22 protein-coding genes are annotated in these 20561 nt (G+C 70.3%); 10 read left to right on the top strand and 12 right to left on the bottom strand.

Annotated elements, in window-relative coordinates; all coding sequences use genetic code 11:
* Window positions 1–12: 12 nt before the first annotated feature.
* Together rfbC and rfbA are read right to left on the bottom strand one after the other, a co-directional pair.
* Window positions 13–636: a dTDP-4-dehydrorhamnose 3,5-epimerase gene (gene rfbC / locus OHB44_RS16390; RefSeq protein ID WP_238685808.1), complete on the bottom strand. Its 624-nt coding sequence runs from the start codon at window positions 634–636 to the stop codon at window positions 13–15.
* Window positions 633–1523: a glucose-1-phosphate thymidylyltransferase RfbA gene (gene rfbA, locus OHB44_RS16385; RefSeq protein ID WP_238685809.1), complete on the bottom strand. Its 891-nt coding sequence runs from the start codon at window positions 1521–1523 to the stop codon at window positions 633–635. Before rfbA ends, rfbC begins: the two co-directional genes overlap by 4 nt.
* A gap of 85 nt (window positions 1524–1608) precedes the next feature.
* Here rfbA and rfbB point away from each other — a divergent pair, with 85 nt between their 5' ends.
* The 6 genes from rfbB to OHB44_RS16355 are packed head-to-tail and all read left to right on the top strand — an operon-like array spanning window position 1609 to window position 6888.
* A complete protein-coding gene (rfbB, locus tag OHB44_RS16380; protein WP_238685810.1) occupies window positions 1609–2610 on the top strand; it encodes a dTDP-glucose 4,6-dehydratase in 1002 nt (333 codons plus the stop codon).
* Complete coding sequence (gene rfbD / locus OHB44_RS16375; RefSeq protein WP_266302616.1) at window positions 2607–3494, top strand: dTDP-4-dehydrorhamnose reductase; 888 nt, start codon at window positions 2607–2609, stop codon at window positions 3492–3494. Before rfbB ends, rfbD begins: the two co-directional genes overlap by 4 nt.
* Entirely contained in the window at window positions 3491–3862 is a 372-nt protein-coding gene (locus OHB44_RS16370) for a DUF2304 domain-containing protein (RefSeq protein ID WP_139584287.1), read from the top strand. Before rfbD ends, OHB44_RS16370 begins: the two co-directional genes overlap by 4 nt.
* Window positions 3855–4556: a glycosyltransferase family 2 protein gene (locus tag OHB44_RS16365; protein ID WP_238685812.1), complete on the top strand. Its 702-nt coding sequence runs from the start codon at window positions 3855–3857 to the stop codon at window positions 4554–4556. The genes OHB44_RS16370 and OHB44_RS16365 overlap by 8 nt, the downstream gene beginning before the upstream one ends.
* Window positions 4553–5863, top strand: coding sequence for a lipopolysaccharide biosynthesis protein (locus OHB44_RS16360; RefSeq protein WP_238685813.1), 1311 nt, complete (start codon window positions 4553–4555; stop codon window positions 5861–5863). Before OHB44_RS16365 ends, OHB44_RS16360 begins: the two co-directional genes overlap by 4 nt.
* The gene (locus tag OHB44_RS16355) at window positions 5860–6888 is read left to right on the top strand and encodes a glycosyltransferase family 2 protein (protein WP_330441156.1); all 1029 of its coding nucleotides are present in this window, start codon (window positions 5860–5862) and stop codon (window positions 6886–6888) included. The genes OHB44_RS16360 and OHB44_RS16355 overlap by 4 nt, the downstream gene beginning before the upstream one ends.
* A gap of 48 nt (window positions 6889–6936) precedes the next feature.
* Here OHB44_RS16355 and prcA read toward each other — a convergent pair whose 3' ends face one another.
* From prcA to OHB44_RS16325, 6 genes are all read right to left on the bottom strand, one after another.
* A complete protein-coding gene (gene prcA / locus OHB44_RS16350; protein WP_238685815.1) occupies window positions 6937–7776 on the bottom strand; it encodes a proteasome subunit alpha in 840 nt (279 codons plus the stop codon).
* Between the two features lie 58 nt (window positions 7777–7834).
* Entirely contained in the window at window positions 7835–8674 is an 840-nt protein-coding gene (gene prcB / locus OHB44_RS16345; protein WP_210781714.1) for a proteasome subunit beta, read from the bottom strand.
* The gene (locus OHB44_RS16340; RefSeq protein ID WP_266302617.1) at window positions 8593–9264 is read right to left on the bottom strand and encodes an endonuclease VII domain-containing protein; all 672 of its coding nucleotides are present in this window, start codon (window positions 9262–9264) and stop codon (window positions 8593–8595) included. The genes prcB and OHB44_RS16340 overlap by 82 nt, the downstream gene beginning before the upstream one ends.
* 6 nt (window positions 9265–9270) lie before the next feature.
* Window positions 9271–9486 carry a ubiquitin-like protein Pup gene (locus OHB44_RS16335; protein WP_088948111.1) on the bottom strand — a complete coding sequence of 72 codons (216 nt, stop codon included), beginning with the start codon at window positions 9484–9486 and terminating at the stop codon, window positions 9271–9273.
* Between the two features lie 345 nt (window positions 9487–9831).
* On the bottom strand, window positions 9832–11349 hold the full coding sequence (dop, locus tag OHB44_RS16330) for a depupylase/deamidase Dop (RefSeq protein WP_353962152.1): 1518 nt from the start codon (window positions 11347–11349) through the stop codon (window positions 9832–9834).
* Between the two features lie 37 nt (window positions 11350–11386).
* A complete protein-coding gene (locus tag OHB44_RS16325; RefSeq protein WP_238685817.1) occupies window positions 11387–12955 on the bottom strand; it encodes a DUF2142 domain-containing protein in 1569 nt (522 codons plus the stop codon).
* Here OHB44_RS16325 and OHB44_RS16320 point away from each other — a divergent pair.
* The gene (locus OHB44_RS16320) at window positions 12845–13519 is read left to right on the top strand and encodes a GtrA family protein (protein WP_330441155.1); all 675 of its coding nucleotides are present in this window, start codon (window positions 12845–12847) and stop codon (window positions 13517–13519) included. The two genes, OHB44_RS16325 and OHB44_RS16320, sit on opposite strands and share 111 nt — an antisense overlap.
* A 64-nt stretch (window positions 13520–13583) precedes the next feature.
* On the opposite strand, the gene arc is transcribed toward OHB44_RS16320, so the two are convergent.
* Complete coding sequence (arc, locus tag OHB44_RS16315) at window positions 13584–15368, bottom strand: proteasome ATPase (RefSeq protein ID WP_030332887.1); 1785 nt, start codon at window positions 15366–15368, stop codon at window positions 13584–13586.
* Between the two features lie 178 nt (window positions 15369–15546).
* Here arc and OHB44_RS16310 point away from each other — a divergent pair, with 178 nt between their 5' ends.
* A complete protein-coding gene (locus OHB44_RS16310; protein ID WP_238685979.1) occupies window positions 15547–15840 on the top strand; it encodes a ferredoxin in 294 nt (97 codons plus the stop codon).
* Between the two features lie 49 nt (window positions 15841–15889).
* Here the strand turns inward: OHB44_RS16310 and OHB44_RS16305 are convergent, their stop codons facing one another.
* Genes OHB44_RS16305 through OHB44_RS16295 form a run of 3 tightly spaced genes read right to left on the bottom strand, consistent with a single transcriptional unit; the run spans window position 15890 to window position 18601 of the window.
* Window positions 15890–16462, bottom strand: coding sequence for a hypothetical protein (locus OHB44_RS16305; RefSeq protein WP_091408625.1), 573 nt, complete (start codon window positions 16460–16462; stop codon window positions 15890–15892).
* A gap of 46 nt (window positions 16463–16508) precedes the next feature.
* Complete coding sequence (locus OHB44_RS16300; protein WP_442932674.1) at window positions 16509–17513, bottom strand: tRNA (adenine-N1)-methyltransferase; 1005 nt, start codon at window positions 17511–17513, stop codon at window positions 16509–16511.
* On the bottom strand, window positions 17510–18601 hold the full coding sequence (locus tag OHB44_RS16295; RefSeq protein WP_442932698.1) for a site-2 protease family protein: 1092 nt from the start codon (window positions 18599–18601) through the stop codon (window positions 17510–17512). The genes OHB44_RS16300 and OHB44_RS16295 overlap by 4 nt, the downstream gene beginning before the upstream one ends.
* 140 nt (window positions 18602–18741) lie before the next feature.
* Here OHB44_RS16295 and OHB44_RS16290 point away from each other — a divergent pair, with 140 nt between their 5' ends.
* Both OHB44_RS16290 and OHB44_RS16285 read left to right on the top strand, forming a co-directional pair.
* On the top strand, window positions 18742–19656 hold the full coding sequence (locus tag OHB44_RS16290; protein ID WP_238685819.1) for a RecB family exonuclease: 915 nt from the start codon (window positions 18742–18744) through the stop codon (window positions 19654–19656).
* A gap of 210 nt (window positions 19657–19866) precedes the next feature.
* Window positions 19867–20553 (top strand): response regulator, encoded by a 687-nt coding sequence (locus OHB44_RS16285; protein WP_266302618.1) that lies wholly within the window; start codon window positions 19867–19869, stop codon window positions 20551–20553.
* The last annotated feature ends 8 nt before the right edge of the window (window positions 20554–20561 follow it).

The following is a 20561-nucleotide window of genomic DNA, read 5'->3' as shown; positions in this document are numbered from 1 at the left end:
CTCCGAGCGCGGTCACATACCGGTTGAGTGCGACATTCCGTCCGGACCGAGGCTCGCCACGAACCGCCGGCAACTGTCGTACTCCGGAAGCAGGCCCCGCTCGCGGGCCTGCGCCAGAGTCGGCGCCGCGTCGTCGCGCGCGGACAGCAATGGAACGTCGGCGGGCCACTCGATGCCCAACTCTTCGTCCAGTGGGTGCACCGCGTGCTCGCCGGTCGGGTTGTAGGTGGCCGAGCAGAGATAGCTCAACGTCGCGTCGTCGGTCAACGCGCAGAACCCGTGCCCCAGCCCCTCGCTGAGGTAGACCGCCCGGCGGTCGGTGTCGTCCAGCCGGACGCCCTCCCAGTGACCGAAGGTCGGCGAGCCCACCCGCAGGTCCACGATCACGTCGAGGACCGCGCCCCGCACACACGTGACGTACTTGGCCTGCCCGGGCGGGACGTCGGCGAAGTGGACGCCGCGCACCACGCCACGCGCGGAGACCGACAGGTTGGCCTGGGCCAGCCGCAGCGGATGCCCCACCACCTCGGCGAGCTTGTCGAAGCGGTACCACTCCATGAACATGCCGCGCGGGTCACCGTGCTGCTGGGGGCTGATCTCCCAGGCGCCCTCGATGCTCAGCTCCCGGATCTTCACCAGGAACCCCCGTCGTTGCCGGCCTGATCGGTGAGCAGACCGAGCAGGTAGTTGCCGTAACCGCTCTTGGTCAGCGGCTCGGCGAGCGCGCGCAGCTGCGCGTCGTCGATCAGGCCAGCCCGCCAGGCGACCTCCTCGACGCAACCGATCTTGAGGCCCTGCCGCTCCTCGACCACCCGGACGAACTCGGCGGCCTGCATCATCGAGGTGAACGTGCCGGTGTCCAGCCAGGCGGTGCCCCGATCCAGCACCGTCACCGCCAGCTCCCCGGTCTCCCGGTACACCTCGTTGACCGCCGTGATCTCCAGCTCGCCACGAGCGCTCGGGGTGAGCTTGCGGGCGATGTCCACCACCCGGTTGTCGTAGAAGTAGAGGCCGGGCACCGCGTAGCGGGACTTCGGGCGGGCCGGCTTCTCCTCGATCGAGAGCACCCGACCATCGGCGTCGAAGTCGACAACGCCGTACTCCTGCGGGTTGGCCACCTGGTAGGCGAAGACGCGCCCACCGACCGGGTCACCGTGGTCGGCGAGCTGCCGACCCAGACCCACGCCGTGGAAGATGTTGTCGCCGAGGACCAACGCCACCGACTCGGTGCCGATGAAGTCCGCGCCGAGGATGAACGCCTGCGCGATGCCCTCCGGGCGCTCCTGGCTGACGTACTCCAGCCGCAGCCCGAACTGGCTGCCGTCGCCGAGCAGCCGACGGAACTGGTCCTGGTCGTCCGGAGTCGTGATCACCAGGATCTCCCGGACCCCGGACATCACCAGGGTGGAGAGCGGGTAATAGATCATCGGCTTGTCGAAGACCGGCATCAGCTGCTTCGAGACCGCCCGGGTGATCGGCCAGAGCCGGGACCCGGTGCCGCCAGCAAGTAGGATTCCGCGCATCGGGGAAGCCTAGCCGCACCCGTGAACGTTGTGCGGGGGTCGCATACCAGGGGCCGCGCCGCCCGTCGCGTATACTTCCGGACCCGTGAGGATCCTCGTCACCGGCGGAGCCGGATTCATCGGGTCGGAGTACGTTCGCCTACTGCTGGGCAAGCCCCTCGGCAGTGCGGACGGCGTGCCGCCGCTCGAGCCGGCCGTCGTGACCGTGCTGGACAAACTGACCTACTCGGGCAACCTGGCCAACCTCGAGCCCGTCCGCGACGACCCGCGACTGCGGTTCGTGCAGGGCGACATCTGCGACCCGGTCGTGGTCGACGAGGTGGTGGCCGAGCACGACGTGATCGTGCACTTCGCCGCCGAGTCACACGTCGACCGCTCGATCGCGGGCGCCGCGCCGTTCGTCACCACCAACGTGCTGGGCACCCAGACGCTGCTCGACGCGGCGCTGCGCCACGGCACCAGGCGGTTCGTGCACGTCTCCACCGACGAGGTCTACGGCTCGATCGACGAGGGCTCCTGGACCGAGACCTGGCCGCTTGCCCCCAACTCGCCGTACTCGGCATCCAAGGCCGGCTCCGACCTGCTCGCGCTGTCGTACCACCGCACCCACGGCATGGACGTGGTCGTCACCCGCTGCTCCAACAACTACGGCCCCTATCAGTTCCCTGAGAAGGTAATCCCGCTGTTCGTCAGCAACCTGCTCGACGGTGGCACCGTCCCTCTCTACGGCGACGGCGGCAACATCCGTGACTGGCTGCACGTGCACGACCACTGCCGGGGCATCGCCCTCGTCCAGCAGAAGGGACGCGCCGGTGAGGTCTACAACATCGGCGGCGGCACCGAGTTGACCAACAAGGAACTCACCGGCCTGCTCCTGGACGCCTGCGGCGCCGGGTGGGACCGGGTCGTCCCGGTCACCGACCGCAAGGGCCACGACCGCCGGTACTCCCTCGACATCACCAAGATCAGCGAGGAGCTCGGCTACCACCCCAGCATCACGCTCGACCAGGGCCTCGCCGACACCGTCCGCTGGTACCGGGACAACCGCAACTGGTGGGAACCCCTCAAGTCCGCGCCGACCGCATGACCCGACTCCTCGTTACCGGCGCGGGCGGGATGCTCGGCCGGGACCTGGTCACCGTGCTGGGTGCACGGCCCGACCTCAAGGTGACCGCCGCCACCCGCGCCGACCTGGACGTCACCGACCGCGCGGCGGTCCACGCCGCCGTCGCCGGGCACGACCTGGTGATCAACGCGGCCGCGTGGACCAACGTCGACGCCGCCGAGGCCGACGAGGCCGCGGCGACCGCCGTCAACGGCCACGCCGTGGCCAACCTGGCCGCGGCGTGCGCCACCGACGGAACCCGGCTCATCCAGGTCTCCACCGACTACGTCCTCGCCGGCAACGCGGACACCCCGTACCCGGAGGACGCGCCCACCGCGCCGGTCAACGCCTACGGTCGCGGCAAACTGGTCGGCGAACAGGCCGTCGCGCGGCTGCTGCCCGACACCGGGTACGTCGTGCGCACCGCCTGGCTCTACGGCGCGCACGGCCCGAACTTCGTGGCCACCATGCTCCGACTCGCCGCCCAGCGCGACCACCTCGACGTGGTCGACGACCAACACGGCCAACCCACCTGGTCGTACGCGCTCGCCGAGCGGCTCGTCGCGCTCGCCGACGCGGCGCTGGCCGGGCACGCGGCGCCCGGCGTCTACCACGGCACCTGCGCCGGTCAGACGACCTGGTACGGGTTGGCGCGCGCCACGTTCACGCTGGCCGGACTGGACCCGGACCGGATCCGACCCACCACCAGCGACCGGTATCCGCGTCCCGCCCCACGGCCTGCGTACAGTGTGCTAGGGCACAGCCGCTGGGCAGCCGTGGGTCTACCCCCGCTTCCAGACTGGCACAGCGCCCTGGTTGACGCGTTCCACTCCCCCGCTCCACCCGCCCCGTGGAAGGTCGCATGAAGCTCACCCTCGTCACCGGCCTGACCGGCCTACTGCTCCTCGGCACCATCGTCGAGCTGTTGCGCCGCCGTCAGCTGCGCGAGAAGTACGGCATGCTCTGGCTCGCCGTACTGATCATCGTGATTCCGCTGTCCCTTTTCCCCCGGCTGCTCGACAACGTCGCCGAACTCCTCGGCGTCGCCTCCGGTGTCAGCCTGGTGCTCTTCCTCGGCATCGTCTTCCTGCTGCTGGTGTGCGTACACCTCAGCTGGGAGGTCAGCGCCCTGGAAGAAGAGACCCGCACCCTGGCCGAAGACTTCGCCCTGCTCCGCGCTCAGATCGACGCGGACCGGGCAGCCCGAGACGAACTGGTGTCGACCGATGGTTAACGGCAAGCGCACATTGATCATCATCCCCGCTCTCAACGAGTCGGGCTCGATCGCCGACGTCGTCGGCGAGGTCCGTGGCGAGCTGCCCGGCGTCGACGTGCTCGTCGTCGACGACGGCTCCACCGATCGCACCGCCGCGGTCGCCGCCGCCGCCGGCGCCCTGGTCGCCAAACTGCCGTACAACCTCGGCGTCGGTGGCGCCATGCGCCTCGGCTACCGCTACGCCCGAGACCACGACTACGAGGTCGCCATCCAGATCGACGCCGACGGCCAGCACGACCCCCGGTACGTGCCGAAGCTCGTCGACCTGCTCGACGACAACGACCTGGTCATCGGCGCCCGCTTCGCCGGTGAGGGCGACTACAACGTCCGCGGCCCCCGCCGCTGGGCGATGGTGATGCTCTCCGCCGTGCTGTCCCGGGTCGCCCGCACCAAGCTCACCGACACCACCTCCGGCTTCCGGGCCGCCAACCGGCGGGTCATCGAGATGTTCGCCGGCTGGTACCCGGCCGAGTACCTCGGCGACACGGTGGAGACCCTGGTGCACACCGCCCGCCGCGGCTACCGCATCCGCCAGGTGCCGGTCGCCATGCGCAAGCGGATGGCGGGCACACCCAGCCACTCCCCCGCCAAGGCGATGGTCTACCTCGGCCGCGCGTTCGCCGTTCTCACGCTGGCGCTCATCCGCCGGTGATCCGACGGCTACTGAGCCTGGTCCCGCCCGGCACCGTCGCTGTCGGTGCCGGGCTGGCCCTTCTCGGGCTCGCCTCCTACGTTCACCTCGCCGTCGCCGGCCACAGCCTCAGCCAGGCCGACTACTCGTCCCTGTCGGTGCTCTGGTCGATCGTGTTCACCCTCGGCATCGGCGTGTTCATGCCGATCGAGCAGGAGGTCGCCCGGGTCGTCGCCGCCCGACACAGCCAGGGGCTGCCCCCAGGGCCGGTACTGGCCCGCGGCGTCACCGTCGCCGCCGTGATGCTCGCGGTGCTGGTGTTGGCCGTCACCATCGGCCGTCAGCCGCTCGCCGACAAGCTCTTCGCCGGTGACGGCAACCTGGTCACCGTGCTGATCGGCGCACTTGCCGCGATGGCCGTCGCCTACGCCACCCGCGGCGTCCTCTCCGGTCTGCAACTGTTCCCCTGGTACGGCGCTCAACTCGGGATCGACGGCGGCCTGCGGATCATCATGGTCGCCCTGCTCGGGCTGGCCGGAGTGACGTCGCCCGTCTGGTACGGGCTCGTGCTCGTCGCCGCCCCACTGGTCAGCGTCCTGCTCACACTGCCACCGGTGCTGCGCGCCATCGGCGGAGGCCCGCCGGTGGCCTGGGCCACCCTGCTCCGCGGCCTCGGCCTGCTCACCGCCTCCAGCCTGCTCTCCCAGGTCGTGGTGAACATCGGCGTGATCAACGTGCAGCTACTCTCCCCCTCCGACGCGGCAGCCGCCGGCGCACTACTCTCCGCCCTCGTGCTGGTCCGCATCCCCCTGTTCGTCTTCGGCTCCCTGCAGGCGTCACTGCTGCCCGGCCTGGCCACCACCGCCACCACCGGCGACCAGGCCGGCTTCCACAGCCTGCTGCGCCGGGCGCTCGGCATCGTCACCGCGCTCGGCCTCACCGGCGCCCTGGGCGCCGTACTGCTCGGCCCATGGCTGGTCGGCACCCTCTTCGACGCACCCGGCGTTCTCGGCCACGGCGACTTCGCCTGGTTGGCCGCCGCCACGCTCGCCTACCTGTGGGCGATGGTGCTCGGCCAAGCCCTGCTCGCCCTCGACCGGCACCGCGCCCAGGCGCTTGCCTGGACCGCCGGCGTCGCCGCCCTGATCGCCGTGACGCTGATCCCGGCTCCGGTCACCCTGCGAGTCGAGCTGGCGTACACCATCGGCTCCGTCATCGTGGCCGCCACCATGGCCCTGCTGCTGCGCGGCGGCGTCCGCCGACCCACCACCCCCACCCGGCCGCTCGCCGAGGCCGTCGCCCCTGCCGCATCCGGAGGCATCCGATGACCCGACCCCGGGTGAGCGCCGTCATGCTCGCCTACGGCCCGGAGCCCTACCTCGTCGACGCCGCACGGGCGGTGCTGGCCAGCACCGACGTCGAGATCGACCTCATCGTCGTGGACAACGGCTGCACCGGGGACGGCATCGACATCGTCAAGGGCCTCCCCGGGGTGCGGGTGATCCGACCGGAGGAGAACACCGGCTATTCCGGCGGCTGCCGGGTCGGCGCGGCCGAGGCCACCGGTGACTGGCTCGCGTTCGTCAACTCCGATGCCGTCGTCGCACCCGACGCCCTGGCCAAGACCACCGCCGTAGCCGCTGAAGCGGGCGTAGGCGCGGCCATGGCGTCCATCCGGTTGGCCGACACCCCCGAGCTGATCAACACCAGCGGTAACCCGCTGCACTTCACCGGCCTCTCCTGGGCCGGCGGCAACGGCGAGCCGGCCAGGAACCACGCCGAGCGGCGGGCCGTAGCCTCCCTCAGCGGCTGCTGCTTCGTGATCAGCCGGCAGCTCTGGCGTGAGCTCGACGGCTTCGCCGCCGAATACTTCGCCTACCACGAGGACACCGAACTCAGCCTGCGACTGTGGCAGCGCGGACTACGACTGGAGTACGTGCCGGACGCCGTCGTGCGTCACCACTACGAGTTCTCCCGCAACGCCCTGAAGCTCTACCTGGTCGAGCGGAACCGACTGGTCACCCTGCTCACCGCCTACGAGGCGCGGACACTCGTGGTGCTCGCCCCAGCGCTGCTACTCACCGAGGCCGCCATGCTCACCGCCTCGGTCGTCGGCGGCTGGTCCCGGCAGAAGCTGCGGGGTTGGGGCTGGTTGTGGCGCAACCGCAACTGGGTTCGCGGCCGTCGACGGCAGCTACAGGCCGAACGCCGGGTGCCGGACGGGGTCATCGCGGAGCTGATGACCGGTCGAGTCACGCCCTCCGGTGTGCCGACCGCACCCGGCCTGGGCGCGTTCAACGCCGTCGCCGGGGGTTACTGGGCCCTGGCCCGGCCCCTGCTGCGCCGAGGATGACCGCTGGTGCCGGCCCCGGACACGGGCCCGGCACCAGCGGGCAAGACCCTAGCGCTCGCCGCCCTCCGCGGGCCGGTCCTCCAGGTCCGCGGAGCCGGCCGAACTCGTCGGCTTGTGCCCCTCCGTGGTCGGCACGACCGGCTCGGCGGGACCGCCCGCCGACTCCGCCGACTGCCCCTCGGCCGCAGCGTCCCCGTCCAACAGAGCCGTCAGCGCGGCACCGGTGATCCGCCGGAACGTCCGTCCGATCCGCTGACGGTCCAGGACCGCCACCTCGAGCTGGTTCGCGGCGATCGTCCGGGCGGCACCGCCCTCACCACCGACGGTGCTCAGCGCCTGCACCGCCACCCTGACCGCCTCGCCCAGGGACATGTCCGCCCGATGCTGCGACTTCAACACGCCGGTGATCGCCTCGGCCTGACCACCCATGGCCATCCGCCCCGGCTCGTCGTTCACCGAACCGTCATAGGTCAGCCGGTACAACTCGTCCGCCTCCGGGGTGGCACCGACCTCCGCCACGCAGATCTCCACCTCGAACGGCTTCGACTGCTCGGTGAAGATCGCACCCAGGGTCTGCGCGAAAGCGTTGGCCAGGGCGCGACCAGTGACGTCACGCCGGTCGTAGCTGAGCCCATTCAGGTCGGCCATCCGGACACCGGCGCGGCGCAGGTTCTCGAACTCGTTGTACCGGCCGACCGCGGCGAACCCGATCCGGTCGTAAATCTCGCTGACCTTGTGCAGGGCGCTGGAAAGGTTCTCCGCGACGAAGAGGACCCCGCCGGAGTAGCTGAGGACCACCGCGCTGCGGCCCCGAGCGATGCCCTTGCGGGCCAACTCGGAGCGGTCGCGCATGATCTGTTCGGGAGAGGCGTAGAACTGCATGGCCACGTCGGCGGTTCTCCTTACGGCGCTGTGCTGACGACTGCTGACTGGTGAGGTGCGGGTCTCAACCGCCCGGGTTCTCCATCCGGCCGGCAACCACACCCTCGGCGATCGCCGCCGTCTCGGTGTCGGTCAACCGGCGGGTGCCCTCGGCGGTCGCGGTCATCACCACGGGGTAGATCCGGCGGGTCAGATCCGGCCCACCGGTCGCGGTGTCGTCGTCGGCGGCGTCGTAGAGCGCCTCGACCGCCAGCCGCGTCGCGTCGTCCACGGACAACCCAGCCCGGAACCGCTTCTTCAACGCGGACTTCGCGAACAGCGACCCGGACCCGATCGCGTCGTAGCCGGTCTCCTCGTACGGGCCACCGGTCACGTCGAAGCTGAAGATCCGGCCGGCTCGCGCCGGATCGGCGGCGGCCAGGTCGAACCCGGCGAAGAGCGGCACCACGGCCAACCCCTGCATGGCCGCCCCCAGATTGCCCCGGATCATCGAGGCCAACCGGTTGGCCTTACCGTCCAACGAGAGCATCGCGCCCTCGATCTTCTCGTAGTGCTCCAGCTCCACCTGGAACAGTCGCATCAGCTCGATGCCGATGCCGGCGGTGCCCGCGATGCCGACCAACGAGTACGCGTCGGCGGGGTGCACCTTCTCGATGTCGCGCTGCGCGATCAGGTTGCCCATGGTGGCCCGTCGGTCGCCCGCCATCACCACACCCTCGGCGGCCGCGATGGCCACGATGGTGGTCGCGTGCGGCGCCAGGTCGGCGGCCATGCCCGGCGGCAGCGGTCGCCGACCGGGCAACATCTCGGGGGCCACCCGACTCAGAAACGTCGTGAAGGAGGACGTCCCCGCGTTGGTGAACACATCTGGAAGACGCCCGGATGGATCAAAGCCCGCTGCCACGTGGTTCCTCTCAGGTACGTGATCGCCCTGGCCAGCCTCATGGGACTGTCACGGAACTGGCCAAGACCACCGTTGCAGTTGAAGCAGAGTATCCCGCGCACCCATCCGGTGCGATGATCGTGGTCCAGATGTTGCGGGTCGGCGCCGCCACAGATCGCGCAGACCCCGCCCTGCTCGGCCAGGAGCTCCTGAAACTCCTTCTCACCCACGCCGTACCGCCGCCGCAGGTGGTACTCGCGAGTTCCACCGTAGAGTCGCTGCGCTGTCTCCTTGCCACGGGCATTATGGCAGGGTTTGCAGTAGCTGTGCCGGCCGCTGGCTTTGGTCGTCGTGGTAGGAAAATCGTCGAGCGACTTGATCTGCTCGCAGTCCGGACACCACTTGAGACCCTCACCTACGAGCGTTGGCGACTTCTTCTGCGGAGCGACACCCCGCTTGCGTCGGCTCGCCTCCGACCGAATGGCGGCGCATGCTTTGCAGTAGAAAGCGAGGCCGTCTGCCCGCCGCCGATCACGGTGGAATTCCGTACTGGCCAGCGCTCTCTTGCATTGCGGGCACACCTTGTCCGAGGGGTACACCGAATCGGACATATGCCCCTATTCCCCCCCTTTTTGAACATAGCCTCTCACAAATTCCTCTGCGTTTTCTTCCAGGACGGAGTCGATCTCGTCGAGGAGGTCGTCGACGTCCTCGGTGATCTCGGCGTGCCGCTCGGCCACCTCGGGGTTGGCCTCGGTGGTGACGTCCTCGATTTCCTCGCCCTGACGGGACTTGCCGGACTGCGACTGACCGCCGCTGTCATGAGTGGCCATGGCTGTCTCCTCCACGATCGTCTGGGATGAAATCTACCCCGCGCAGGCGACAGAAAGCCCTCACGTCCGTCGTGTTCGGCTCGGGGGCGCCCGATTGCGGTAAAGCGGTCAGCTCCGGGGAGCCGACGCGTCGGCCAGGCCCGGGACCGGCACCGGCTCGGGCTCGGGCTGCCCCCTTTTCCGACGCCTCCGCCACTGGTGCCCCGCGCCGCAGGCGGGGCGTCCACTCCTTGAACCGCAACACCTGCTTCTCCACCAGATGCCGGGACAGGAACGCCAGGACGACGGTGAAGGCTCGGGGACGGCCTGGCATGCCAGAGTGATTCCCGGTGGAGGCACCGGGCCTCAGCCCCCGGTCAACGTCTCCAACAGGTCCTTGGCGCTGGCGCAGCGATCGAACAACGCCCCGACGTGCGCGCGGGTGCCCCGCTCGGGTTCCATCATCGGCACTCGGACCAACGACTCCCGGCCCACGTCGAAGATCACCGAGTCCCAGCTCGCGGCGACCACCTCGGAGGCGTACTGAGCGAGGCAGCGGCCGCGGAAGTAGGCCCGCGTGTCCTCCGGTGGCTCGGTCATCGCGCTGCGCGTCTCGTCGTCGGTGAGCAGCGTCTTCATCGCCCCCCGGCTGACCAGGCGGTGGTAGAGGCCCTTCTCCGGCCGGACGTCGGAATATTGAAGGTCGACGAGCTGGAGCTTGTGCGAGCCCCAACCGAGCTTCTCCCGCTCCCGGTAGCCCTCCAGCAGCCGCAGCTTGGCCACCCAGTCCAGCTCGTCGGCGCAGAGCATCGGATCCCGGCCGAGCCGGTCCAGGACGCTCTCCCAGCGGTCGAGCACGTCGATGGTCTGCTCGTCGGCGTCGGTGCCGTACCGGTCGTCGACAAAGGACCGGACCCGCTCCAGGTACGCCCACTGCAGGTCGAGGGCCGTGAGTTTGCGGCCATCACGCAGTCGCATGCGGTGCGTCAGGGCGGGGTCGTGGCTGACGGCACGCAGCTCACTGACCGGGTCGGCGATGCCGAGGTCGGCGCCGAGGGCCTTCTCCTCGATCATGGTGAGGATCAGCGCGGTGGTGCCCACCTTGAGGTAGGTGGAGATCTCGGAGAGGTTGGCATCGCCGATGATGACGTGCAGCCGGCGGTACTTGTCGGCGTCGGCGTGCGGCTCGTCGCGGGTGTTGATGATCGGCCGCTTGAGGGTGGTCTCCAGGCCAACCTCGACCTCGAAGAAGTCGGCACGCTGGGAGATCTGGAAGCCGCTTTGGCCGCCGTCCTGGCCGATGCCGACCCGGCCGGCGCCACAGACGATCTGCCGGGTGACGAAGAACGGCGTCAGGTACGCCACGATGTCGGCGAACGGCGTCTGCCGGCGCATCAGGTAGTTCTCGTGGGCGCCGTAGCTGGCGCCCTTGTTGTCGGTGTTGTTCTTGTAGAGGTGGATCGGTTGGGTGCCCGGGATGGTCGCGGCCCGGCGGGACGCCTCGGCCATCACCCGCTCGCCGGCCTTGTCCCAGCGCACGATGTCCCTGGGGGTGGTGACCTCGGGGGTGGAGTATTCGGGGTGGGCATGGTCCACGTAGAGCCGTGCGCCGTTGGTGAGTATCACGTTGGCCAGGCCGAGGTCTTCGTCCGCGAGGGCCTCGGCGGGGTCGTACGCGGCGCCGGAGTAGGTGAAGCCGCGGGCGTCGCGCAGCGGCGACTCCTCCTCGTAGTCCCACCGGGCCCGGCCGCCCCGGTTGAGTTCCGGGCGCGCCCCGTAGGCGTTGACCACCTGCGATGAGGTGACCATCGGGTTGGCTCCGGCCTGCCCGGGCACGGAGATGCCGTATTCGACCTCGGTGCCCATGATCCGTCTTACGCTCATCGACCTACCCGCTTCGCTCGCCCGACCCGGTCCCCCGTCAGGTCGAGCGTAGTCCGCCCTGAGCACCTGCACTCTGCAGGTGAGTGCCGGCGGGCCGGAACAGTTCGGTGGATTCGGTGTCGGAATGCTCAGCGGGCGGCGTCGGGTCGTCGGTCGCGGCGGAGCGGGTGGTCCAGACGAGCCACCCGAACAGCACCAGGCCGAGGCTGGCGCTCAGCAGCGGGATCACCGAGCCGACCACCGGGTGCCAGTCGCCGGCGAGGGGATTGAGGCTGCTCAGCCCGATGTTGGCGGGCAGGCCGTTCTGCCAGCGGACCATCGTGTACGCCAGGCAGAACAGCTGGATCGGCAGAAGGAGCAGCACGGCGAGTCGGGTGAACGAGCGGGCCCGGGCGACCTCGAAGCCGCGTTGTTCGGCGACCCACGCGGCGTAGAGCAGGACGCCGACCAACATGGGCAGCATGTAGCGGCCCTGGGTGACGAAGCCGCTCTCGTTGACCAGGGCGATCTGCATGAGGGAGGGGACGGCCACGCCGCCGCCGAGCAGCACGAGCAGGCGCCACCGGTCGAGCCTGCTGCCCCAGACGACCCCGATGAGCAGCAGCGCCCCGGCGACGAGCTGCCAGATCACGTACGGCGGGGCTGGCATCCGGGTGTCCAGCCAGGAGGTGACCCCGACGATCTGGTCGAGGTAGCCCCGCCACCGGTCGGCCTCGCGCAGGGCCGCCTGCCCGTAGGTGAGCCGGTCGGCGGAGTAGTTGCCGAGGTCGGAGGTCTGTTGGCGGACGGACCAGGCGAGCACGGCGAGGATGGACAGCACGATGCCACCTGCCCAGAGCTGCGCGGCCCGGTCCCGCAGAAGGCCGAGGAGGTTGCTGCGGCGCAGCGGGAAGGCGAACGCGATGAAGGCTGTCGCCAGCCAGAGCGGGCCGGTCTGGCGCAGCACCGCGAGGAGCAGCGCGCTGATCCCGACGAGGACGATGAGACCGCGCCGTGGACCGGGTGGGCCGAGCAGCAGGGGGATGACCGCGCTGAAGAAGGCGATGCCCGCGGCGATCTCCAGGCCGTTCGGGTTGACCGCGCTGGCCATGTGCACGGCCATCGGGGTGGTGACGACGAGCAGGGCGCCCATCATGAGGCCGCGGCGGGATCGGTTGCGGATCACGACGTACGCGCAGGCGAGCAGCGCAGCACAGCACAGGGCGCTGATCATGCGGGCGAGCAGGACGCCGGACCAGCCGGGCCAGAGCACTGTGGGTGCGCCGACGAGGGCGTAGTAGGCGGGGAAGTAACGACCGGCCCCGGTGCCGGCGCGGGTCGGTGTGTCGTCGCTGCCGGGGGGCTGGGCGCAGGCCGCCGAGACTTCCTTCTTGAACTGCCAGCACTGCTCGCGGACGAGACCGCCGGGAACGGTCTGGAAGGCGCCCGTGCCCTTCTTCGCGTCGGCGGGCGGGGGCGCGATCTGCCCGGCGGCGACGCCGGCCGCTCGGACGATGTGCTCCCGCTCGTCCGGGGTGCCGTCGTAGGGGGTGGCCATCGACCAGGCGAAGATGATCAGGAAGAACGCGGCGAAGGCGAGGGCCCAGTGTCGTCGGCCTGTGTTCATGGTGGCCGCCGGGCTTCCGCCGGTGGCCGGCGGCGTCACTCTTCCGGGATCAGGCACGTCAACCTCGCGGCTCGCGCGGGCAGGCCCCGCTGGGTGGATGGACAGACGATAGACTCCCTCGTCGTCCTCACCGCTCCGGGTCCCCCCTTGGAGAACTCTTTGCTGTCACCTGTTGCCGATTCCGTCCGCCACCTGTCCCGACACAGCGCTGTGCGGTTCCTGGTCGTCGGGGGTCTGAGCGTTGCCGTGGACACGGGATCACTCTTCGTGTACCACGGAGTTCTCCGGATTGTCCTGCCGGTTGCCGCCGGCATGTCGTTCCTGACCTCGTTCTGGGTCAATTTCGGGCTGAACCGGGCGTGGTCGTTCGGCTCGTCCGCCCAGATGGTGCCGCAGGTGGGGCGCTACTTCGCGCTGGTCCTCGCCAACCTGACCGCCAACGTGGTGCTGGTATCCGCGTTGACCTGGGCGGGCACGCCGTACCTGCTGGCGAAGCTACTGGTGACGGCGTCGCTGTCTGCGGCGAACTACGTGGTGTCGAAGCGGTGGATCTTCGCCGCCTGACCGACGCCCTGGCATACCCGCAGCGAGGGTGCCCACCGGATGGTGGGCACCCTCGCTGTTGGGGTCAGAGGTACTGGCCGGTGTTGCTGGCGGTCTCGATGGACCGGCCGGCCTCGGCGCCCTTGCCGCCGGAGACGAGCGTGCGGATGTAGACGATCCGCTCACCCTTCTTGCCGGAGATGCGCGCCCAGTCGTCGGGGTTGGTGGTGTTGGGGAGGTCTTCGTTCTCGCGGAACTCGTCGACGCAGGCGTCGAGCAGGTGCTGCAGGCGCAGCCCCTTGCGACCCGAGGTGAGGAACTCCTTGATGGCCATCTTCTTGCTCCGGTCGACGATGTTCTGGATCATCGCGCCGGAGTTGAAGTCCTTGAAGTAGAGGACTTCCTTGTCACCGTTGGCATAGGTGACCTCGAGGAATCGGTTCTCCTCGGTTTCCGAGTACATCCGCAGCACCACGGCGTCGATCATCGCCGCGACGGTGGCCTGGGGATCGGTGCCGTGTTCGGCCAGGTCGTCCGGGTGCAGGGGCAGCCCGGAGAGGATGTACTTGGAGAAGATGTCCTTGGCCGCCTCGGCGTCCGGTCGCTCGATCTTGATCTTCACGTCGAGGCGACCGGGGCGCAGGATCGCCGGGTCGATCATGTCTTCCCGGTTGGAGGCGCCGATGACGATGACGTTCTCCAGCCCCTCCACGCCGTCGATCTCGCTGAGCAGCTGCGGGACGATCGTGTTCTCCACGTCGGAGGAGACACCGGAGCCGCGGGTCCGGAAGATCGAGTCCATCTCGTCGAAGAACACGATCACCGGCGTGCCCTCGCCGGCCTTCTCCCGGGCGCGCTGGAAGATCAGCCGGATGTGCCGCTCGGTCTCACCGACGTACTTGTTGAGCAGCTCCGGGCCCTTGATGTTGAGGAAGAAGCTGGTGTGCTTCTCCTTGCCCTGCCGCTCGGCGATCTTCTTGGCCAGCGAGTTGGCCACCGCCTTGGCGATGAGCGTCTTGCCACAGCCCGGTGGGCCGTAGAGCAGGATGCCCTTGGGCGGGCGGAGCTGGTGCTCACGGAACAGGTCCGCGTGCAGGAACGGCAACTCCACCGCGTCGCGGATCTGCTCGATCTGCGACTGGAGGCCACCGATGTCGCCGTAGTCGACGTCGGGCACCTCCTCCAGGACCAGCTCCTCGACTTCGCTCTTCGGGATCCGCTCGTACGCGTACGCCGAACGGGGCTCGATCATGAGCGAGTCGCCGGCCCGGATCGCCGAGCCGATGAGCGTCTCGGCGAGGTGCACGATGCGCTCCTCGTCGGAGTGGGAGACCACCAGCGCCCGGTCGCCCGGCCCGCCGTTCGGTCCCTCCAGGATCTCCTTGAGCATCACCACTTCGCCAACCCGCTCGTAACCGAACGCGTCGACGATGTTGAGCGCGTCGTTGAGCAGGACCTCCTGGCCACGCCGCAGGTCACCCACATCGAGCGAGGGTGAGACCGCGACCCGCAGTTTGCGGCCACCGGTGAAGACGTCCACCGTGCCGTCCTCGTGCTTGGCCAGGAAGACTCCGTAACCGCTCGGCGGTTGCGCGAGCCGGTCGATCTCCTCTTTGAGCGTCACGATCTGCGTGCGAGCTTCCTTGAGGGTGCTCACCAGCCGGTCGTTGTTCTCGGTCAGCCGCGCCAACTGTGCCTGGGTGGCCGCCAGCCGCTCTTCGAGCTGCCGGACGTGTCGGGGGCTTTCGGTCAACTTACGCCGCACCAGGGCGAGTTCCTCTTGCAGGAACGCGACCTGCGTGGAGAGATCGTGGGCTTCCTTCTCCCACCGTGCGGCGCGCGAGTCCGCGTCGTCGCTACGTGCTGCCACGTCCCACCTCCCCGGGGGGCTTGAACGTTCTGCCCTAACACTAGCCGCTATGAGGCCGATTCGGTCCCACGCAACACCCTCGTCACCGAACCTTGATCGCCAAGGGTGGCCTGACGGGCCGTTACCGGCGTTCGGGTACCGTCGGAGCGTGGCACGGGAGAACATGGGGGGTGCACAGGTGGCCGAGGTCGCGACCGACGAATTGCAGGTCTGGGTCGACCAGGACCTCTGCACGGGCGACGGGCTCTGCGTGCAGTACGCGCCAGAGGTGTTCGAGTTCGACATCGACGGCCTGGCCTACGTCAAGGGCGTCGACGGTGAGCTGAAGATGGCACCGGGCAGCCGGGTCGACGTCCCCGCGCACCTGCGGCTCGAGGTGATCGACTCCGCGAAGGAGTGCCCGGGCGACTGCATCCACGTGGTGCGTGGCGACGGCGTCGAGGTCGCCGGCCCGGACGCCGAGGAAGACTGACCCACCGGCCGGGCCGCGAAGGCCCGGCCGGCACCAAACGGGGTACGCCTCAGAGCATCGGACGGCCGACCACCGAGGCGACCAACCGCGCGAACTCCTCCAACCGGGCGATCTGCCCGGCCCCGCCGTCGTCGAGGGTCTTGCCGAAGCGCAACGCGTCGTGCCGGGGTGTGCCGGCCATCTCCTCGCTCGGCGGCGCCTCGTCCAACGAGGTGAGCAGCAGGTAGACGTCGATGCTGTCGACCCGGATCTCGCCGCTCTCGGCACGGTTGAGTCGCCGCCGGCAGCCGACCTCGGTGACTGTGGAGACCGGTACCACCCGCAGCGACGAGGTCATCGAGCCCGGCGGGCCCTCCTCCGGCGGCACGTCCTCGCCGTGCCAGAGGATGAGCCGGCTGCCGTCGCAGACCACTACCTCCTGCCACACCCCGTTGACCTCGTTGACGAAGCGTTCCAGGGTGAAGCCGAGCACCGACGCGCCGCGCAGCACGCCGCCGAGCGCCTCCAGGGCGACGTCCGGGTCGCGCAGGTAGGCCCGCGCCGCCGACTCCAGGTCCTGATAGGGCGACCAGTCGGGAAAGACCGCGGGGAGGTCTCCACCGCCGTAGCCCGGTCGGCTCATGCCAGCGTCTCCCCGTGCTCGGCGCTGCCGACACCCAGCTCGATGGTCACGGCCTGTCCATCTCCCCCGCACCGTTGGGTTGCGCGCCTGCCGCCTGCGCGGCGGCGGCGGCCTGTCGGGCCGCCTCCGCCTCGCGCAGGTCCTGGCGGCGCTGCGCGTACGCCTCGGTGCCCTTGCTGGGCTTGCGTCGGCGCGGCGGCGCGGTGACCCCCGGGGCCAGCTTGCGGGCGGACACCAGGAAGGCGGTGTGCGCGATCATCCGGTGGTCCGGACGCACGGCGAGGCCCTCGGCGTGCCAGTCGCGCACCAGGGACTCCCAGGCCCGCGGCTCGGTCCAGCCGCCGCGCTCGCGCAGCGCCTCCACCAGCTCGGAGAGCTGCGGTGTGGTGGCGACGTAGCCGATGAACACCCCACCGGGCACCAGCGCCCTCTCGACCATGTCGAGGGTCTCCCACGGGGTCAGCATGTCCAGGATGATCCGGTCGAAGCCGGTTTCCTGGCACTGCGCGACGTCGCCGACGTGCAGGTTCCACGAGGGGTGCGGCCCGTTGAAGAACGCCTCGACGTTGCGCTTGGCGATCTGGGCGAAGTCGTCGCGCAGTTCGAACGAGTGCAGCTCGCCCTCGGTGCCGACGGCGCGCAACAGGGAGCAGCTCAGCGCGCCGGAGCCGGCGCCGGCCTCGAGGACCTTCGCGCCGGGGAAGATGTCGCCCATCGCCACGATCTGCGCCGAGTCCTTCGGGTAGATCACCTGGGCGCCGCGCGGCATGGACAGCACGTAGTCCGACAGGAGCGGCCGCAGGGCCAGGAACGCGGTGCCGCCGCCGGAGGTGGTCACCACGCTGCCGTCGGGGAGCCCGATCAGCGTGTCGTGCGCCAGGATGCCGCGGTGGGTGTGGAACTCCTTGCCGGGCTCCAGCGTCACTGTGTGCATCCGCCCCTTGGGGTCGGTCAGCTGGACCCGGTCGCCGGGCCGGAACGGCCCGCGGTGCACGGGTGTCAGCGCCGGGTTGGCGGGGTCGGCGGCGACGGTGGAGGGAGTTGCGGTCACGGTGTCATCTTCCGGTTGGGTTCGAGGAGCTGTGCCAGGTCCGCGATGTGCAGAATGCCGACGACATCTTCGCCTGACGTCACCACGTACTGTGCGCCCGGGTAGGTCTGTACGGCCTCCATCACCCGCTCGCCGTCCCACCCGACCGACAACGTGGGAAGGGTGCCCAACGACCGGGCGACGGCGTCCACCGCCAGCCACGGTCGGCGCTCGACCGGCACCGCGTCGGCGGCGGCCGGGTCGACCAGCGCCACCGGTCGCCCGGTGGAGTCGGTGACCACCAGCGCGGCGGCGGGCTGCCCGCTCTCGGCGCGTCGGCGCTGAGCCTCGGCCAGCGGCGTACCGGTCGCCACCGGCCAGACCGGACGGGCCAGCCGGGTGAGGTCGATCAGCGGGAACCGGCGGCTGACCCGGGCGGCCCGGATCGACTGCCCGGCGCCACGCCAGAGGGTGACGGCGACCAGCAGCATCAGCGGCAGCGCCAGTGGCGCCAGCCGCCGCTCGACGGTGAGCAGCAGGACCAGGGCCGCGGTGCCGACGGCGACGACCCGGCCGGCCCACCCGGCGACCTCGGTGCCGAGGTGCCGGTCACGGGTCAGCCCCCACACGGCGGCGCGCAGCGCCCGGCCGCCGTCGAGCGGCAGCCCGGGCAGGCTGTTGAACAGGGCAACGATGACGTTGCTGACCGCGAGCTGGAAGGCGAGCTGGTGCGCCACGGTCCCCTCGGGCAGGGCGAGCGTGGCGGCGACCGCCAGGACGCCGAGCACAGCGGAGACCGCCGGGCCGGCCAGCGAGACCAGCAGGTCGACGCGGGGCGACGGGGCGTCCCGGTCCATCTCGGTGTAACCGCCGAGCAGCTCCAGGGTGATCCCGCGCACACCGATGCCGTACCGCCGGGCGGTGAGGGCGTGGCCCAGCTCGTGCAGCAGCACCGAGCCGAGCAGCGACACGACGAACCCGAAGCCGATCAGGTAGCCGCTGAGCTGCGGCAGGTCCAGTTGTCGCCGGGCGAATTCGCCGTACAGCACCGCGATGAGCACCGCGAGCAGGACCATGGAGCCGTTGAGGTACAGCGGCACCCCGAACACCTTGCCGACGTTCAGGCCGAGGCGTCGGTCCGGTCGGCGCGGCGGCCTGGTTGTCTGCTCCATCGCCACGATGCTACGGACCGTCGCTGTGTGGGGCGGGCGGCGGTCGGTGTCACACCGGTGCCCTAACCTTTGCCGACATGACGGCGGAATCGGTCACCACCTCCCAGCCCTCCCCCGCGGCGCAGGCGCCGCCGACGGTGCGGGCCTCGCTGTCCCCGTCGCGGGCGGCGGATTTCAAGACCTGCCCGCTGCTCTACCGGTTCCGCAGCATCGACCGGCTGCCGGAGCGCACCACCATCGAGCAGGCCCGGGGCACATTGGTGCACGCCGTGCTGGAGCGCCTGTTCGACCTGCCGGCCACCGGCCGCACACCGGAGGCGGCCGGCGACCTGGTGGCCCCCCAGTGGGACCGGCTGGTCACCGAGCAGCCCGAGCTGGCGGGGATCTTCGACGGCGCGGAGCCGGCCGGCCCGGTGGAGTTCCTCCGCTCCGCCGCCGGGCTGTTGCAGGGTTACTTCGCGGTGGAGGATCCGACCCGGCTGGAGCCCGCCGAACGCGAGAGCCTGATCTCCGCGGTCGTCGACGAGGAGTTGCTGATCCGGGGTTACCTCGACCGGCTCGACGTCGCTCCGGACGGCGCGCTGCGGGTGGTCGACTACAAGACCGGGGGCGCTCCACGGGAGGCGTTCGAGGCGCGGGCGCTGTTCCAGCTGAAGTTCTACGCCCTGGTGCTGTGGCGCACCCGGGGGGTGGTGCCCCGGGTGCTGCGGCTGCTCTACCTGCGCGACGCCGAGGTGTTGGATTACACCCCGGACGCCGACGAGCTGGTCCGCTTCGAGCGCACAGTGGTGGCGCTGTGGCGGGCCATCGAGCAGGCCACCGCCCGGCAGGATTTCCGACCGCGGCCGAGCCGGCTCTGCGACTGGTGCAGCCACCAGGCGCTCTGTCCCAGCTTCGGCGGCACCCCGCCGCCGTTCCCGGTCGCCGCGGCGAACGCCGACCCGCTGCGTGACTCCCGGGCCACTGCGGTGGCGCCGGGCGCCGACGAGTGACGGCCTCCTGAGCGACGCGTACGCCCCGCACGGCGATGCAGGCCGCCGGGGACCGCCTCCCGCACGCCGCCGCCGAGGACCCGACCGCAGCGGTGCCGCAGCGGTCGGGACAGGGCGACCGGCGGGCCTCTACGGTGATCCGCAACGCACCGGCTCCGCTACGCGAGGATGACCGGTGCGCGCCACGACGTCGGCGGGACGGGAGACGACATGAACGATCAGGCGCCCTCGGCGCGGCCGGTGCGGATCCTGCTCGCCGACGACCAGCCGCTGCTGCGGACCGGGTTCCGGATGGTGCTGGGCGCCGAGAGCGACCTGGACGTGGTGGCGGAAGCCGGTGACGGCGTGGAGGCGGTGGAGCTGTCCCGCCGGCTGCTGCCCGACGTCGTGCTGATGGACATCCGGATGCCCCGGATGGACGGGGTGGCGGCGACCCGGGCCATCGTCGACGCCCGGCTACCGGTACGGGTGCTGGTGCTCACCACCTTCGACCTGGACGAGTACGTGGTGGGCGCGTTGCGGGCCGGCGCCAGCGGGTTCCTGGCCAAGGACGTGCCGGCCGAGGATCTGATCGCGGCGATCCGCACTGTCGCCGGCGGGGACGCGGTGGTGTCACCTCGGATTCTGCGGCGACTGCTGGACCGCTTCGCCGAACTGCTGCCCGACCCGGAGGCGACGCCGTCGGCGGCGCTCAACGCGCTCACCGACCGGGAGCGCGAGGTGCTCGTGCAGGTCGCCCGAGGGCTGTCCAACGCCGAGATCGCGACGGTCCTGTCGGTGAGCGAAACCACCATCAAGACGCACGTCGGGCATGTGCTGACCAAGCTGCGGCTGCGCGACCGGGTGCAGGCGGTGGTGCTGGCGTACGAGTCGGGGCTGGTCCGCCCCCGGGCGTAGTTCCGCCG

This window comes from Micromonospora sp. NBC_00821 (assembly GCF_036347035.1).
GTDB classification, from domain to species: Bacteria; Actinomycetota; Actinomycetes; order Mycobacteriales; family Micromonosporaceae; genus Micromonospora; species Micromonospora hortensis.
The sequence above is the reverse complement of the archived record's forward strand: the minus strand, read 5'-3'. Positions and strand labels throughout refer to the sequence as shown.